The sequence below is a fragment of the Chryseobacterium ginsenosidimutans genome (assembly GCF_024807225.1).
GTDB classification, from domain to species: Bacteria; Bacteroidota; Bacteroidia; order Flavobacteriales; family Weeksellaceae; genus Chryseobacterium; species Chryseobacterium ginsenosidimutans.
Genome location: NZ_JANUCO010000001.1, coordinates 3,911,903 through 3,928,188, shown reverse-complemented (window position 1 = coordinate 3,928,188; position 16,286 = coordinate 3,911,903). Strand labels below are relative to the sequence as shown.

13 protein-coding genes and 2 pseudogenes are annotated in these 16,286 nt (G+C 35.4%); 9 read left to right on the top strand and 6 right to left on the bottom strand.

Going from position 1 to position 16,286, the window contains the following annotated elements; all coding sequences use genetic code 11:
* Positions 1–328 precede the first annotated feature (328 nt).
* From J3D55_RS18315 to J3D55_RS22405, 5 genes are all read right to left on the bottom strand, one after another.
* The gene (locus J3D55_RS18315) at positions 329–1,546 is read right to left on the bottom strand and encodes an ABC transporter permease (RefSeq protein ID WP_259132908.1); all 1,218 of its coding nucleotides are present in this window, start codon (positions 1,544–1,546) and stop codon (positions 329–331) included.
* Between the two features lie 335 nt (positions 1,547–1,881).
* Positions 1,882–2,619 (bottom strand): ABC transporter ATP-binding protein, encoded by a 738-nt coding sequence (locus tag J3D55_RS18310; RefSeq protein ID WP_310467280.1) that lies wholly within the window; start codon positions 2,617–2,619, stop codon positions 1,882–1,884.
* Between the two features lie 105 nt (positions 2,620–2,724).
* Entirely contained in the window at positions 2,725–3,975 is a 1,251-nt protein-coding gene (locus J3D55_RS18305; protein WP_259132907.1) for an efflux RND transporter periplasmic adaptor subunit, read from the bottom strand.
* Positions 3,976–3,998: 23 nt separating this feature from the next.
* A complete protein-coding gene (locus J3D55_RS18300; protein WP_310467277.1) occupies positions 3,999–5,054 on the bottom strand; it encodes a TolC family protein in 1,056 nt (351 codons plus the stop codon).
* Positions 5,055–5,073: 19 nt separating this feature from the next.
* Positions 5,074–5,304, bottom strand: a complete 231-nt coding sequence (locus J3D55_RS22405; RefSeq protein WP_310467275.1) for a hypothetical protein — start codon at positions 5,302–5,304, stop codon at positions 5,074–5,076.
* Positions 5,305–5,510: 206 nt separating this feature from the next.
* On the opposite strand from J3D55_RS22405, the gene J3D55_RS18295 reads away from it, so the two are divergent.
* From J3D55_RS18295 to J3D55_RS18260, 8 genes and pseudogenes are all read left to right on the top strand, one after another.
* On the top strand, positions 5,511–6,305 hold the full coding sequence (locus J3D55_RS18295; RefSeq protein ID WP_259132906.1) for a thymidylate synthase: 795 nt from the start codon (positions 5,511–5,513) through the stop codon (positions 6,303–6,305).
* A gap of 45 nt (positions 6,306–6,350) precedes the next feature.
* The gene (locus tag J3D55_RS18290; RefSeq protein ID WP_259132905.1) at positions 6,351–6,593 is read left to right on the top strand and encodes a hypothetical protein; all 243 of its coding nucleotides are present in this window, start codon (positions 6,351–6,353) and stop codon (positions 6,591–6,593) included.
* Positions 6,590–6,895, top strand: a complete 306-nt coding sequence (locus J3D55_RS18285; RefSeq protein WP_259132904.1) for a hypothetical protein — start codon at positions 6,590–6,592, stop codon at positions 6,893–6,895. The genes J3D55_RS18290 and J3D55_RS18285 overlap by 4 nt, the downstream gene beginning before the upstream one ends.
* A gap of 82 nt (positions 6,896–6,977) precedes the next feature.
* Entirely contained in the window at positions 6,978–8,297 is a 1,320-nt protein-coding gene (locus J3D55_RS18280) for a serine hydrolase domain-containing protein (RefSeq protein WP_259132903.1), read from the top strand.
* Positions 8,298–8,301: 4 nt separating this feature from the next.
* Positions 8,302–8,532 carry a hypothetical protein gene (locus J3D55_RS18275; protein ID WP_259132902.1) on the top strand — a complete coding sequence of 77 codons (231 nt, stop codon included), beginning with the start codon at positions 8,302–8,304 and terminating at the stop codon, positions 8,530–8,532.
* A pseudogene (locus J3D55_RS18270) lies at positions 8,532–11,044 on the top strand (M1 family metallopeptidase). Before J3D55_RS18275 ends, J3D55_RS18270 begins: the two are co-directional and overlap by 1 nt.
* Positions 11,045–11,217: 173 nt before the next feature.
* Positions 11,218–12,051 carry a T9SS type A sorting domain-containing protein gene (locus J3D55_RS18265; protein ID WP_259132901.1) on the top strand — a complete coding sequence of 278 codons (834 nt, stop codon included), beginning with the start codon at positions 11,218–11,220 and terminating at the stop codon, positions 12,049–12,051.
* A 195-nt stretch (positions 12,052–12,246) separates the two neighbouring features.
* A complete protein-coding gene (locus tag J3D55_RS18260; protein ID WP_259132900.1) occupies positions 12,247–13,575 on the top strand; it encodes a hydroxymethylglutaryl-CoA synthase family protein in 1,329 nt (442 codons plus the stop codon).
* A gap of 44 nt (positions 13,576–13,619) precedes the next feature.
* Here J3D55_RS18260 and J3D55_RS18255 read toward each other — a convergent pair whose 3' ends face one another.
* Positions 13,620–14,543, bottom strand: a complete 924-nt coding sequence (locus tag J3D55_RS18255) for an AraC family transcriptional regulator (RefSeq protein ID WP_259132899.1) — start codon at positions 14,541–14,543, stop codon at positions 13,620–13,622.
* A 181-nt stretch (positions 14,544–14,724) separates the two neighbouring features.
* On the opposite strand from J3D55_RS18255, the pseudogene J3D55_RS18250 reads away from it, so the two are divergent.
* Positions 14,725–16,255 (top strand): annotated as a pseudogene (locus J3D55_RS18250) (aldehyde dehydrogenase family protein).
* Positions 16,256–16,286 lie beyond the last annotated feature (31 nt).

Below are 16,286 nucleotides of genomic sequence, written 5' to 3'. Positions count from 1 at the left end.
TTTTGAAAAAGTGAATTTAGAATTTTTTCTATCATTTTTCCTATATTTTTATTGAACTTGTTTAACTTTTATTTTAACCTGATTTGAGATAAAAAATCTTCAGAATATTTTAAACGCAATGTTCGCAAAAGATTTTTTATTAAACTTGAAAATATTTTCGTTCGCAATGGCGTTTCACTCAGCTAAAAACGCAATTATCATTTGCTGAACGAAGTGCCCTTGCGAACAGAAAAATAAAAATCATTTTCAATACAACTTTGCGAGCGTTGCGTTAAGGATAATTCGTCCCAAGTCTAAATCAATTTAAACAAGTCTTATTAACGATATTTTACTCATATCTCAAAGCATTAATCGGGTCTGCCTGAGCCGCTTTTCTCGCAGGATACCATCCGAAAAAGACTCCTGTTATCGTACACACCGCAAATGAAATAACGATTGAAATCATCGTAATAGTAACGGGCCATCCTGCAAAATATTTGATGCTGAAAGTCGCAATAATCCCGATGATCACTCCCAAAACGCCTCCGGTAATGCTTATCAGAACAGATTCGATAAGAAACTGCATCAGAATATCTCTGTCTTTTGCGCCAATCGCCATTCTCAGACCGATTTCTTTGGTTCTTTCTTTCACGGAAACATACATAATATTCATAATTCCGATTCCGCCGACAATTAATGAAATACTTGCGATGGCAACCAATAAAATCGTCAACATTTCGCTGGTAGAACTGAACATGGAGATAATTTCCTGTTGAGACGACACGTTAAAATCATTATCCTGATCGGGTTTTATTTTGTGTTGTTTTTCCATGATGGATTTAATCTCATTCACCGCAGCTTCAGAATCCTGTTCACTCAACGACGAAGCAACGATTGACTGAAGATATGGTTTTGCTAAAATTCTCTTCTGAACCGCTGTGTAAGGCGCAATAATAATATCATCCTGATCCTGCCCGAAAGTATTTTCACCCTTTTCTTTTAAAACACCGATGACTTTAAACGGAATATTTTTAAAACGAATCATTTTCCCGATCGGATCTTCATTCGGAAAAAGATTTTCCTGAACAGTTTTTCCGATCACGGCTACTTTTGCGTAAGATTCAATATCATCATCCGTAAACATCGAGCCTTTCTCAACACCCCAATCACGGATTTTCAGATATTCAGGTGAAGAGCCGTAGATCGAAGTCGGCCAGTTTTTAGAACCGGCAATACTTTGTCCGCTTCCGTTTACCAAAGGAGAAATGTCTTTAATTAATGTAACCTGAGCTTTCAGCGCTTTATAATCTGCTAAAGTCAGGGTTTGCATCGCAGAAGGATCAGAACGCACACCGCCCGTCATTCCTGCACCGGGACGAATCGTGATGAGATTCGCTCCCATACTTGAAATATTTTTCTTGATGCTTTCTTTAGAACCTTCTCCAATCGCAAGCATCGCAATCACGGAAGCAACTCCGATAATAATTCCGAGCATGGTAAGCATGGCTCTGGTTTTATTAAGGATAATGGCTTTCCAGGCTATTTTTAATAAGTTTGAGAAATTCATAACTTTATTTTTTTTGTTTTAAAAATCTTTTGCAAATCTGTCCTATATTAACACTCTAAAACAACTTCATTTCCGTAGAAATCCTCCTCATATCAGATTTGCAAAAGACACCGCATTACATCCTCTTCATTACAGCTAATTAATATAATTTGATAGAACTATATTTTGGTTTTATTACTTTTCAATTCTTCTTTTTTGTTTAAAAATCTTTTGCAAATCTGCCTACACTAACACTCTAAAACAACTTCACTTCCGTAGAAATCCTCTTCATATCAGATTTGCAAAAGACACCGCATTATTTCCTCTTCATTACAGCTAATATAATTTGATATACGTTATTCTGTTTTGGGTAATTTTTCCAGCTCGGCTTTGGCATTGAGTCTGTTCATTACCATTTTATCTTCCTTAATAATTCCGTCACGGAGAATCACTGTACGTTTACTGAATCTCGCAATGTCTTCTTCATGGGTGACAAATCCTATCGTAATTCCTTCATCATTTAGTTGTTGAAAAAGATTCATCACTTCATAAGACGTTCTTGTATCCAGATTTCCGGTAGCTTCATCGGCTAATAAAATCACAGGATGATTCACCAAGGCTCTCGCAATCGCAACTCTCTGTTGTTGACCTCCCGAAAGCTGACTCGGAACATGTCCCATTCTGCTTTCCAAACCAACTTGTTGCAATGCTTTTACAGCTCTTTCTCTTCTTTCTTCCGAAGAAATGGTAGAATTGTAAAGCAAAGGCAGTTCTACATTTTCCAAAGCACTGGTTCTTGCTAAAAGATTGTACGACTGAAAGATGAATCCTATTTTGGTATTCCTGATTTCAGCAAGCTGATTTTTATTTAAATCTTTTACCAAAACGCCATCCAGTTCATATGTTCCCGAAGTCGGCTGATCGAGACATCCCAATGTATTTAGGAAAGTTGATTTCCCCGAACCGCTGGTTCCCATGATCGTTACAAATTCGCCTTCATTGATGGTTAAATTAATTCCTTTCAGCGCATGAACAATCTCGTCACCCATTCGGAATTCTCGTTTCAGGTTTTCTATTTTGATGATGGGTTTCATTGCTTTTTATTTTATGTTGATAGTTGACTGTTTTTGGCTGATAGTTGTTGGTTTTTAGCGATTTAAAATTCCATCAACTATAAACCATCAACCAACAACTAAATATTAATTTCCAGAAGGTTTTGAACCAGCTTTTTTATTATTGTTTCCCGGTCTTTTCGGCATGAATGGGCTGCTTCCTTCTGAGCTGGATTTTGCCACACTTTCTGTTTGCTCATCCAATGAAGTCACGATTTGTTCGTTTCCTGTCAATCCGCTTTTTACCTGTACATTGATTCCGTCGTTGATTCCGATCGTAATTTGCTTCTGAGAAATACTTCCGTCGTTATTTTTGATCCAGATATATTTTTCTTTGCCTTTTCCGGTTTTTATCTCCGGAATTTTAGCCTTGATATTATTTTTCTGATAATATTTTTGCATTGTTTCAGTTTCAGGACTAAAGCTTATTGCCGAAGCCGGAATGGTGTTCGCTCCTTTCATTTCCTGAGTGAAAATTGTGATCGTTGCGGTAAGTCCCGGTTTTAATTTCTGTTCAGAATTATCGGCATCAATCAAAACAGTGTAAGTCACTACATTGGAAGAGGTTTTCGGACTCAAACGCATTTCTCTTACATTTCCATTAAACTCAGTATCAGGAAACGCATCCACCGTGAAAGTAACCCGTTGACCGACCTGAACATTTCCAATGTCTGCTTCATCTACATTGGCCTGAACCTGCATTTTCGTAATATCCTTCGCAATCGTGAAAAGGGTAGGAGTCGTCATGCTTGCGGCAACCGTTTGCCCTTCCTGCACTTTTTTGCTTAAAATAATACCATCAATCGGAGCATAAATATTAGCATAACTTAGATTGGTTTTTGACTCTGCTAAAACGGTTTTCTTTTGATTTACCGATTGTTGCGCGTTTTTCACCTGATAAGAAGCCTGCTCGTAATCTGCTCTGCTGATAACACCGGATTTGAACATATTATTCTGACGTTGAAAATTCTGCTGTTGATAATTAAGTTCATTCAAAGCCGAATTATACTGAGCTTGCGCATCATTCACCGATTCCTGAAGGTTGGTTTTTTCAATTTCCGCGAGAAGTTGTCCCTTTTTTACCTGTGAATTATAATCCACATAAATATTTTTAATAAGTCCTGAAACCTGTGTTCCCACTTGCACGGTGTCGACGGGTTCTACAGTTCCGGTCGCAGTTACAGAAGTTGTTACATCCTGTTTTGTCAATTTTACGGTCTGAACGGTAATCTTCGGTTCTTCACTCTGCGTAAAATATCGGTACGCGAAAACAATCACAATGGCGGCCACCAAAAAAACGATTGAATTTCTGAAGGTCTTTTTATATTTTGGATTCATAATTTTGATATTTTCCTGTTATTTTAGTTCGTCGTTAGTACTTTTCCCTGATAAAAATTCAGGAGTTGGGTGTACAGAACCGCCATATATTTAGATTGTATGTAGGTCTGTTCGTTGGTGAGATAGGTATTTCTGCTTACAGAAAGTTCTGTTGTTGTCAGTCCTCCGAATTCAAATTTCTTGTTGGATAAATCGTAAGAAAGTTTGGCATTATCTCTCGCTACTTTAGAAGATTTTTGCTGAGCCTGATTCGCAATCGCATTTTGCCAAGCCGTTTCAATACTTGAATACAACGTTTTTCCTGCACTTATTTTATCTAATTGATTTTGTTGAATATCAATTTTCGCCAATTCAACATTCGTATTGTTCTGTTTCTTTGAGAAAATCGGAACGTTTAATGAAAGCCCGACAGATTTATTGAAATTATTTTTAACCTGATTAAAATAAGTAAAATCCTGAGTGCTTGTAAAACCTGTATTCAAGCCGGCTGTTGCAGAAAGCGTAGGTTTGTATCCTGCTTTTGTAATCTGTAATGCTTTGTTTAAAATTTCATTCTGAGCATCATAAATTTTAAGATCGGGAAGATTTTCCGTTGCCTGAGCAAAAACCTGCTGCTTATCCGGAATGATTTCTTCAATATCAGGAAGTGATGTTTTTTCAATTTCAAAATCTACACTCGGATCGAGTTCTAACAATTGTTTTAATTTTAAAACCTGCTGATTGTAAAGGTTTTGACTGCTTACAACCGTATATTGATTCTGTGCATTCTGAGTTTCCACGTCTGCGAGATCCAGTTTTGAGATCGCTCCGTTTTTATATTTAGTTTGAGTCAGTTTCAGTTCCTGAGCGGAAGAATTGGCGGTGTAATTGGCGATTTCAATGCCTTCATAATAATATAATGACTGTAGATACGTTTGCAGAACATTCAGAACAATATTATTTTCCGCCTGTTTTTGATACAAAGAAGATTGATCTAAAATCATTTTATTCTGTTCGATCTGCAGATTCAGTTTATTTCCCTGATAAATGGCAATGTTTCCACTTATTCCGAAACTGTTTGATAAAATATTCTGATTCACGAAACTACTTGTGATCGGGTCAATACTCGAACCGTTCGTCAATCCCAATGAAGAAGAAACCGTAAATGGTTGGAAGTTTATTGTTTTTCTGCTGCTGATAATTCAGTTGGGCAGTCGTTTTGTCGAGAACGGTCTTTTTAACCGTAATGTTATTTTCTACTGCATAATCAAGACAATCCTGAAGCGTCCATACTTTTTGAGCCGGAGCCAGAATTCCGATGAAGAGCGCTATGGTGATGTATTTTTTCATTGTCTTTCTGATTTACAGTGACAAAGTTGCCCCATATCATAAAGAATATCAAAACTATTAGACGAACAGCCCGATTTTATAGAAGTATTGCTTTTTTCTATCGTTACAGATTTTTATTTTCCAATTATAAAAGAACTTTTTTCAATTAAAAATCCTTTATTTTGCAAAAAATCAACGGCGGTTTTTAACGATAAAATTTCAGTGCAATGCAAAATTACTTAGACCTCTTACAACATATTTTAGATAACGGAACAGAGAAAACCGACAGAACGGGAACGGGAACAAAGAGTGTTTTCGGATATCAGTTGAGGTATGATCTGTCGAAGGGTTTTCCTTTGGTAACGACTAAAAAAGTGCATTTGAAATCTATTATCTATGAATTACTTTGGTTTTTAAAAGGCGATACCAACATCAAATATTTAAAAGACAACGGAGTTTCAATCTGGGACGAATGGGCAAATGAAAATGGAGATTTAGGACCTGTTTATGGCGCTCAATGGAGAAGCTGGAACGGTGCAAACGGAAAGGTTGTTGATCAGATTACAGAAGTGATTGACCAAATTAAAAAAAATCCAGATTCCCGAAGATTGATCGTTTCTGCATGGAACGTTGCGGAGATTCCTAATATGGCTTTGGCGCCTTGTCATGCGTTATTTCAGTTTTATGTGGCAGATGGAAAATTGTCGCTTCAATTGTATCAGAGAAGTGCCGATGTTTTCCTGGGAGTACCTTTTAATATTGCGAGTTATGCGTTGTTATTGATGATGGTTGCGCAGGTTTGTGATCTTGAAGTTGGTGATTATGTTCACAGTTTTGGTGATGTTCATATTTATAATAATCATTTTGAACAGGTAAATAAACAATTGTCAAGAGAGACAAGACCGCTTCCTACTATGAAACTAAATCCTGAAATTAAAGATATTTTCGGTTTCGATTTTGAAGATTTTACACTGGAAAACTATGATCCGCATCCGGGAATTAAAGCACCTGTTGCGATTTAATTTTTTAGTAATAATTTCATTAACTTTGATATAAATACAGAAATTATGGAAATTAAAATCAGTTTAGACGAATATGCAGATGTTCCTTTCATCAAAAAGCTTTTATCACAAATAAAAGGGATTACTAATATTGAGATTTCCGAAAATGATAAAACATATTCTTGGGATGAAATTGAAAATTCGGAATATTTTGCAAAAGTAATGGAGCAAAGTGAGAATGATTACAAAAACGGGAAAACTCAGGAACTGACGGATGATTTATTAAATGAAATATTTAATAAAAAATGAAAATAACAATTTCCGAAACTGCGAGAATATCGTTGGACGAAATTATAGATTTTCTGAAAGCTAAATGGACGGCAAAAGAAATTACTGTTTTAGAAAATGATATTAAAAAATTCCGACAGACAATAATTGATGACATTGTAAAACATCCATCTTTAGAAAAATTTCCAAATATAAAATATACGCTTATTGGTAAAAAGCAAATTAAGTTGATTTATGAAATCAAAACAGACGAGATAGTAGTTAAATTATTTTGGAACTGTAAACAAGATCCAATAAAATTAAAATATTTTCTTAATAAATAAAAACTAAAAAGTGAAGCCTAAAACTTCATTTTTTTTGTAACATCTCCTGAAATTTTTCAACCTATTGATGAAACTTCAGAATATGTTGAAAAAGTTACTTTTTCTCTCAGTAATCGGTATTTCGAGTACCGCTTTTTCTCAAAAAAATGTAAAAGAAAAGCTTGGGAACTACTTTGATTCCTTGTTTGTGCATCATAAAGTGATGGGAAGTTTTGCGATTGCAGAAAACAATCAGCCGACTTTTTTGAAAGTGGTTGGATTTTCCGATGTTGAAAAGCAACAAAAAGCCAATATGAATACGCAATATCGAATTGGCTCGATCAGTAAGACTTTTACAGCGGTTTTGATGATGAAAGCTGTGGAAGATAAAAAGATTTCTTTAGACAAAAAACTGTCAGATTTTTACCCTGAAATTCCCAATGCAGATAAAATCACCATTGAAAATTTGCTGCAACACAGAACAGGAATTCACAATTTGACGAATGAAGCAGAATATTGGCAATACAATACAAAACCTCAGACAGAAAGTAGTTTAGTCAATATTATTAAAAAATACAAAAGCGATTTTGAGCCCGGTTCAAAGCACGAATACAGCAATTCGAACTATATTTTGCTAGGTTTTATTCTTGAAAAAGTATACAAAAAATCTTATGCAGAATTAATTAAAGATAAAATTGCAAGACCTTTAAAATTAACGTTAACAGAAGCCGGAGGAAAAATTGACACCTCAAAAAACCAGGCAAAATCTTATCAGTTTACCAACGGTAAATACGAAATTTCATCTGAAACAGACATGAGTATTCCGATTGGTGCGGGAAGTATTATTTCAACGCCGACTGAGCTTTTGAAATTTATTCTTGGTTTGGAACAAGGAAAATTAGTTAAAAAGGAAAGTCTGGCGAAAATGAAAAACTTCATTGATGATTATGGATACGGTTTGGTGAAAGTTCCGTTCGATACCTATTGGGGATTCGGTCATACAGGCGGAATTGATAAATTCAGTTCGGCGTTGTTTTATTTTCCTGATCTGAAAGTTGCGGTAGCTTTTAGCACCAATCAATCGGATATGGATACCAACGAAATTTCGATTAAAATGATTGAAACAGCGATGGGAAAAGACTTTAAAATGCCTAATTTCAAGACATTGGAAATTCCGGAAAACGAGCTTCAAAAATATGCAGGAACGTATTCTTCTCCGGATGTCCCTTTAAAAATTAATATCTTTATCAAAGACAAAAAACTGATGGCACAAGCAACGGGACAAGGTGCATTTCCGTTGGAAGCGACTTCAAATACGAGATTTAAATTTGATCAAGCCGGTATTGTCATTGAGTTTTTCGCTGCAAAAAATCAGTTTATCATTATGCAGGGAGGCACAAAAAACACTTTCACAAAAGAATAATACAATGAAATATTTAAAAATCAATACCGAAGAAACTGCCGATCTTGAAGCGTTGAAAAATGCAATTCTTCAGATGAAAGGAGTAGATTCCGTAGAAATCATCGACGACGAAAATCCTGAGAGCGAACTGAAAAAGGCTTTTAATAAAACGAAAGAACAGTTTAAAAAAGGAGATTACGAAACGGTAGTCAATGATATTTTCGACATTTTAACAAAAAATAATTCAAAAAAATAATGAACAAAGCCATTTTATCGATTGCTCTTTTGGGTGGGATTTTCTTTTCCACAAATGTAGCAGCGCAAACCGAAACTTCAGGCAGAGACAAAGTCTACAGAGCTACTCACACGAAAGTGACGGAACTAAAACATACCAAACTTAAAGTAAATTTCGACTATCAAAAGGAACAAATGAACGGAGAAGAATGGCTGACTGCTGCTCCTTTTTTCTATCCGACGAACGAATTGACACTTGATGCAAAAGGAATGTTGATTCATGAAGTAGCTTTGGATATGAATGGTAAAAAATCTCCTTTAAAATACGATTATAAGGATGATGTATTGACAATTAGTTTAGATAAAACCTACCAGAAAAATCAGGATTATACGGTTTACATCAAATATACTTCTCGTCCAAACGAAGTGAAACAACAGGGAAGTGCGGCAATTAATGATGCAAAAGGTCTGTATTTCATCAATGCTCAAGGAAAAGATCCTGATAAACCGACACAAATATGGACGCAGGGTGAAACAGAATCTTCTTCTGCATGGTTTCCCGACAATTGATAAATCTAATCAGAAAACAACTGAGGAAATCTACATGACGGTTCCTGATAAATACGTGACGCTTTCAAACGGTTTGTTAAAAGATTCTCAGAAAGAAGCAAATGGCTTAAGAACAGATCATTGGGTGATGGATAAAAGACATTCAACGTATCTTTTCTTCATGGGAGTTGGTGAATATGCGATCGTAAAAGATAAATGGAGAAATATTCCTGTTGATTATTATATTGAAAAAGAATACGAACCTTACGCAAAACAGATCTACGGAAATACGCCGGAAATGATCGAGTTTTTCTCTAAAAAGCTGGGTTACGACTATCCTTGGGCAAAATATGCGCAAATTTCGGGAAGAGATTACGTGAGTGGAGCAATGGAAAATACAACGGCAACGCTTCACGGAAGTGATATTTTACAAAAACCGGGACAATTAATCGACGAAAATACTTGGGAAGATACGATTGCTCACGAATTATTCCACCAATGGTTTGGAGATTTGGTGACGGCAGAAAGTTGGAGTAATCTTACGGTAAATGAATCTTTTGCGAACTATTCAGAATACCTTTGGAACGAATATAAATACGGAAAAGATCAGGCAGATTATCACCAGATGAAAGATGTGAACAATTACATTCATAATCCTGCTGATTTTAAGAAAGACTTGGTAAGATTCGATTATGATTCTCGTGAAGATGTTTTTGATTTGGTAACCTACCAAAAAGGAGGCGGAATTCTTCATATGTTGAGAAATTATTTGGGTGACGATGCTTTCTTCGCTGGATTAAATGATTATTTAAAAACAAATGAATATCAGAACGGAGAAGCTCACCAATTAAGATTATCATTAGAAAAAGTTTCAGGAAGAGACCTGAATTGGTTCTTCAATCAATGGTATTTCGGAAGCGGAAATCCTAAGCTTAAATATTCTTATACTTTCGAACCTGTTAAAAAACAAATTGCTGTTACCATCGAGCAAACACAGGAGCAACCGTTCCAGTTTCCTTTGGCAATCGATGTTTACGACAACGGAAAACCAAAAAGATACAATGTGTGGGTAAATGCGGAAGCAAAAAGCACCTTCAATTTTGATGTTTCTAAAAATGCAGATTTAGTAAATATCAATGCAGACGGAATTCTGGTTGCAGATATTAGCGACACAAAAACTCCGGAGCAAAACTTAATGCAGTTCGCAGGTTCTAAGGAATTTAAGAGCAGATACAATGCTTTAAACGGGATTAAAGATCAGGTGGGTAAAAATCCGGCAGCAACAAAATTATTGGCAGCAGCGTTGAAAGATCCTTACTTCAGAACAAAAATCAAGGCGTTGCAATTAATGGATTTATCGAATGCAGAACAATTCAAAGCATTAGGTTCGGATGTTGAAAAACTAACGAATGATCCTAAAACATTGGTTCAGGCAGCAGCGATTTCTGCTTTGGCAAAAACAAAAGACAAGAAATATCTTCCGATTTTCGAAAAAGGAGTAAATGCGGTTTCAAATGCAGTGAAAGGGAGTTTCCGTAAGTGCAATTGTCGATATAGATCCTTCGAAAGCAAGTGCTTTGGCTGATAAAATTGATTTGGAAGGCGCTCCTGAAAATTTATTAAGCAAGTTGCTACCTATTATCGTTAAAAATAAAGTGACTTCTCAAATGTCGAATATTGCTCAGGTTGCAGCATTTTATCCTTTCATCAAATTCCAAAATCCTGAGTTGGGAAAAGCGGCAGAAGAAGGATTTAATTGGATTATGACTTCTGATAACCTGAAAGCAACAGAAAGCATTACAAAAATGGTGAGTCAGGCAAAAGGACAGATGGGAGATAATCCGCAGGTGAAAATGATGATAACTCAGATGCTGAAAGACGGTTTAAGTAAAAAGATGGATCTTTTGAAACAAAACCCTCAAAGTGCTGCAAGTATTAACAAACAGATTGATGCCATCAATAAATCCATTGAAGATTTTAAATAATTTCAATTCAAGATAATGTATTGAAAAAATATGATAACCGTTATTTTTATAGCGGTTATTTTTATTTTCATAATAATGTTTTATTAATTTAAATTTAATTTTTTAGTTAAATTGTTAATTATTATATTTTATAATCATAGATTTGTTGTCTAATTTATAATTAAATAAATTCTATGAAAACAAATTTATCTTTTGGAAAAATTAAAAATCGATATCTTTTTTCGATGATGACAATTTTTTCTACAATGGGACTAAATGCCCAAATTTCAACCTTTCCATGGACGGAAACTTTTGAGGATGATTCTCCCACCAGATCCAGCTGGACACAGGTATTTGAAACCAACACCATGAACTGGACTTTTTCGTCAAGCGCAACGACAGGAAGTGTAGGAGTTCCGGCTTTTGCAGGGACTAAGTTTGCCAATTTTCCTGCCAATTCTGCAAGCGCAGACAAAACAAAACTGGTAAGTCCGCCACTGAACACGGCTGGATTAAGCGCTCCGAAAATAAGTTTTTATCTGATAAATCCACAACAGGGTGCGAATGCCAATTGGGTAAGAATTTATTATCGATTTTCAGCGACAGATCCATGGAGTACGGTGATGGGTTTCCAGCCGCCTTTTAGCTCTTGGTATTTCTTTGGAAATATCGGCGTTCCTCCGAATGTTTATCAGATCGCTATTGAATGTGAAAATGCTCAGGGATATTCTACATTGATTGATAATTTTACGATCAGTAATGATGTTTTAAGTGTAAATGATGTTTTAAATCCATCAAAATCATCAGTTAAATATTATCCTAATCCTGTGAAGGATGTGTTGAATTTTACGAGTAAAGAAAAAGTACAGGAAATAGCGGTTTACGATGCAGCCGGTAAAATAATTCAGTCTCATAAAGTGAATTCGGATCAGGGAAATATAGATGTTTCTACCTTGAATAAAGGGATGTACATTATTTCCGGTAAAACTGAAAAAGGAACTGAAACGTTTAAAGTAATTAAAAACTAAAAAAATACCATAAAAAATTAATGACTTATTAAGAAGTCGCAATCTTCATACACTAGTAATTTACACCAAGGTATCTCTTTATGGGATGCCTTTTTTGATTAAATCAACATAATACAAAAATTTCTGAAAATTTGGTAAAAATCATATATGATTAAACGTTTACATTTTTTAAATTCGTATTAAAATTAAAACAATATGACTTTTGGAATCGAGGCGGCAAGCTATTATGTGCCTTCATTATATTTGGAAATTAAAGATTTAGCAGAAAAAAGAGGGATAGAACCCGAAAAACTTGAAAAAGGGTTGGGTTTGCACAAAATGGGACTTGCCGATGTACATGAAGATGCGGCAACTTTTGCAGCAGAAGCTTTGCTAAAACTGGTTAAAGATTATAATCTCAATCCAAAAGAAATAGCAAGAATTTATCTGGGAACAGAAAGTGCATTGGATGCTGCAAAACCTACGGCTTCATACGCGATGCAGATGGTTGAGAAAGTTCTGGAAGCAGAATTTGGTGAACGATGTTTTAAAAACTGTGATGTTGTAGATCTTACTTTTGCCTGTATCGGAGCGGTGGATGCACTTCATAATTCATTAGATTTTGTAAGAGTGAATCCTGATAAAAAGGCGGTTGTCATCGCAAGTGATTACGCAAAATACGAACTGGCTTCTTCAGGAGAGTATACACAAGGAGGTGGTGCGGTTGCAGTTTTAGTGTCTTCAAAACCTGATTTAATTGAAATTGAAAACAAGTGGGGTATCGCTACAGAAAGTGTCTTTGATTTTTTTAAACCAAGACGTCATTTTAAAAAAGAAGACTTAACAAATGCTCCTGAAAATTTTCCTGAAAAAATTGAAGTTTTTACAGATGAACCTGTTTTCGACGGGCAATATTCCAATCAATGTTATCAGGACAGAATCAGGGAAGCTTATAGCCATTATAAAGAAATTACAGGAAAAAATAAACCTTATGAAGCCTGGAAATATCTTATTTTTCACCTTCCTTATGCTTTCCACGGGAAAAGAGTTTTTACGGAAATTTACAGCTTAGAAAACGGACTTTCCTACCAAACTCCGGAAGAGCAAAAAGCGGTGGCAAAATCTGATAATTACATTCAGTTTATCAATGATAAAATCGAAAAATCGCAAAGAGCATCTTCCGAAATCGGAAATATGTACACCGCGTCAATTTTTATGGCACTACTTTCCGCATTGCAGATTTCTTTCAATGAAAATGAAGAATTAGCAGGACAGGAAATAGGATTTTTAGGCTACGGAAGCGGTTCGAAATCGAAAGTTTTTGCCGGAAAAGTTTCCGAGAACTGGAAAAATGTAGTTGAAAAATGGAACTTATTTGAAAGCTTAAAAAACAGAACTGCAATTGATTTTGAAACCTATGAAAAATTGCATAGAAAACAATTGGAAACTTCCGTTAATGAAAATTATAAAGGTTTTGGTTTGAAATATGTAGAGCTGGAAAATCCAGTTTTAAAAGGAGCAAGATATTATGATTATCAAGGATAAAATTCAATAATAAATGTTAAAACATCTCAAGTTGAGGTGTTTTTTTATTCTAATAACAAAACTTTATCCTGATAACTTTTCGGCGTCACTCCAACCAATTGTTTGAAAACCCTCGTAAAATAATTAGTATCAGAAAAACCTGTCTGATAAGCCGTTTCCTTTATACTGTTTTGGCTCGCTAATAATTCTTTCGCCTTGTTAATTCTCTCCTGCAAAATAAATTCATTGGGAGAAGTTCCGAGCTCATCTTTAAACATTTTGAAGAAATTTGACTTGCTTACATACGTCAGTTTGGCGATACTGTCGATCGACAGTTTCTGATGAAGATTTTTCTTGATATAATTTACGGCAAACCCGATTCTTGACTTATTTTTAACAATATTTTTTTCCATCATACCTCTTGCCTGAGTCTGCATCAATCGTATTAAAAGTTCCTTTAATGCAAAATCTGCCATAATATCTTTCTGCGAATTATCATCCATCGCGATTCTCATAATATTATTGGTGGCGGAAGTAAGAGATTTATTGTTAAAAAGAAAGAACTCATCCAGTTCAATATTCCACTGGGAAGTTTCGTCGACTTTTGGAAGATGGTAATTTAAATGGTTTAAAGAATTTTCAATAAATTCAGGATTCAGGCTTAAAGAAATGCATTGTGTCGGTGTTTCATCAGCTTCAGGAAAATCAATCACCATTGTTTCTCCAGGTGATACCAAAACACTTTCTCCCGGAAAATAATCGAAATAAGCGGTTTTATTGTTCAGTTTCATATGTTTTTTTCCGCGAAGCATTGCCGTAAATGCAATCGTTTCGAAATGCAGTTTTACGTCAAAAGCTGCTTTATGGGTTTCATATATGCTGAATTCACAATTGTTTAGATTGAATTTTGTCTGATTTTCAATGAGGTTCAAAAGCTGATTTTCCTTCTTTAATTCAGGAGTATTTAATAAAAACTTATGATCATTCATTTCTAAACATTTTTTATTACCTGTTTACTCAAATATAGAAAATTATCGACTTACATTACTGTTAATGAAATGATAAAATTTGAGGTCTGCACGATTTTGATATTATTTTACACGATTGTGCTATACAAATATCACAGGTAAGTGTAATTTGGTAAGAGATAAAAATTAAAATTATACTAAAATGAGTACTTCAACACAACAACAATCAGAGACATTATTGCAATGGCCTGAATTCAAAAAAAAATATGATAATTATATTGACGGAAAATTTACAGCACCGGTAAACGGGCAGTATTTTGACGTTGTTTCTCCGGTTGACGGAAAAAATTTCACACAGGCAGCACATTCTTCAAAAGAAGATCTGGAATTGGCGGTAAATGCAGCAGAAAAAGCATTCCAGACTTGGAAAGATACTTCATCAACGCAAAGAAGCATTATTTTAAATAAAATTGCTGACAGAATCGAGGAGAATTTAGAATATTTAGCAATAGTTGAAACGATTGATAACGGGAAAGCGGTGAGAGAAACGTTGGCTGCAGATTTACCTTTGGCGATCGATCATTTCAGATATTTTGCTTCAGTAATCAGAGCAGATGAAGGTTCGCATAATGAATTAGATAAAGACACGGTTTCCTTAATCGTGCACGAACCACTTGGTGTCATCGCACAGATCATTCCTTGGAATTTTCCTTTATTAATGGCGATCTGGAAATTAGCTCCGGCTTTGGCAGCAGGAAATTGCGTGGTTCTAAAACCCGCAGAAAGCACGCCGATTTCTATCATGGTTTTAATGGAAATCATCGGAGATTTACTTCCGAATGGAGTCGTGAATATTGTTAACGGTTTCGGAGCAGAAACTAGGAAGAGCGTTGGTTACGAATCCAAAAGTAAACAAAGCAGCATTCACAGGTTCTACGGCTACAGGTCGTTTGGTGATGCAGTATGCAACAGAAAATATCATTCCGGTAACATTGGAATTGGGTGGAAAATCTCCAAATGTTTTCTTTAGCTCAGTGATGGATGCGGATGATGCATTTTTAGATAAAGCGATTGAAGGTGCCGTTCTTTTTGCCTTAAATCAGGGTGAAATTTGTACGTGTCCGTCAAGATTATTGGTTCAGGAAGATATTGCAGATGCGTTCATCGCAAAAGTGATCGAAAGAGTAAAAGCCATCAAAGTCGGAAATCCTTTGGATAAAACAGTGATGATGGGAGCTCAGGCTTCTCAGATTCAAAAAGATAAAATTCTTTCTTACATTAAATTAGGAAAAGAAGAAGGCGCAGAAGTTCTTGTCGGAGGTGAAGTAAACCATGTTGGAGACGGGCTTGAAAGCGGTTATTACATTCAGCCAACAATTTTTAAAGGAAATAACAGAATGAGAATCTTCCAGGAAGAAATTTTCGGACCTGTTTTGGCGTTTACGACGTTCAAAGATGAAGAAGAAGGTATAAAAATAGCAAACGATACGATTTACGGTCTTGGAGCTGGGGTTTGGACGAGAGATGCACATCAATTATACAATGTTCCGCGTCAGATTCAGGCGGGTAGAGTTTGGGTGAATCAGTATCATTCTTACCCTGCAGGAGCGCCTTTCGGTGGTTACAAACAGTCGGGAATCGGTCGTGAAAATCACAAAATGATGTTAGATCATTACCGCCAGACTAAAAATATGTTGATTTCTTACAACAAAAACAAACTAGGTTTCTTTTAATTTTTAAATATTAGGGCGTGCCCGTTTGCCT

What these genes read in the sequence shown, in the direction of transcription:
- J3D55_RS18315 (WP_259132908.1), bottom strand. Translation starts at nt 1,546, where the DNA reads ATGAATTTCTCAAACTTATTAAAAATAGCCTGGAAAGCCATTATCCTT.
- J3D55_RS18310 (WP_310467280.1), bottom strand. Translation starts at nt 2,619, where the DNA reads ATGAAACCCATCATCAAAATAGAAAACCTGAAACGAGAATTCCGAATG.
- J3D55_RS18305 (WP_259132907.1), bottom strand. Translation starts at nt 3,975, where the DNA reads ATGAATCCAAAATATAAAAAGACCTTCAGAAATTCAATCGTTTTTTTG.
- J3D55_RS22405 (WP_310467275.1), bottom strand. Translation starts at nt 5,304, where the DNA reads ATGAAAAAATACATCACCATAGCGCTCTTCATCGGAATTCTGGCTCCG.
- J3D55_RS18295 (WP_259132906.1), top strand. Translation starts at nt 5,511, where the DNA reads ATGCAAAATTACTTAGACCTCTTACAACATATTTTAGATAACGGAACA.
- J3D55_RS18290 (WP_259132905.1), top strand. Translation starts at nt 6,351, where the DNA reads ATGGAAATTAAAATCAGTTTAGACGAATATGCAGATGTTCCTTTCATC.
- J3D55_RS18285 (WP_259132904.1), top strand. Translation starts at nt 6,590, where the DNA reads ATGAAAATAACAATTTCCGAAACTGCGAGAATATCGTTGGACGAAATT.
- J3D55_RS18280 (WP_259132903.1), top strand. Translation starts at nt 6,978, where the DNA reads ATGTTGAAAAAGTTACTTTTTCTCTCAGTAATCGGTATTTCGAGTACC.
- J3D55_RS18275 (WP_259132902.1), top strand. Translation starts at nt 8,302, where the DNA reads ATGAAATATTTAAAAATCAATACCGAAGAAACTGCCGATCTTGAAGCG.
- J3D55_RS18265 (WP_259132901.1), top strand. Translation starts at nt 11,218, where the DNA reads ATGAAAACAAATTTATCTTTTGGAAAAATTAAAAATCGATATCTTTTT.
- J3D55_RS18260 (WP_259132900.1), top strand. Translation starts at nt 12,247, where the DNA reads ATGACTTTTGGAATCGAGGCGGCAAGCTATTATGTGCCTTCATTATAT.
- J3D55_RS18255 (WP_259132899.1), bottom strand. Translation starts at nt 14,543, where the DNA reads ATGAATGATCATAAGTTTTTATTAAATACTCCTGAATTAAAGAAGGAA.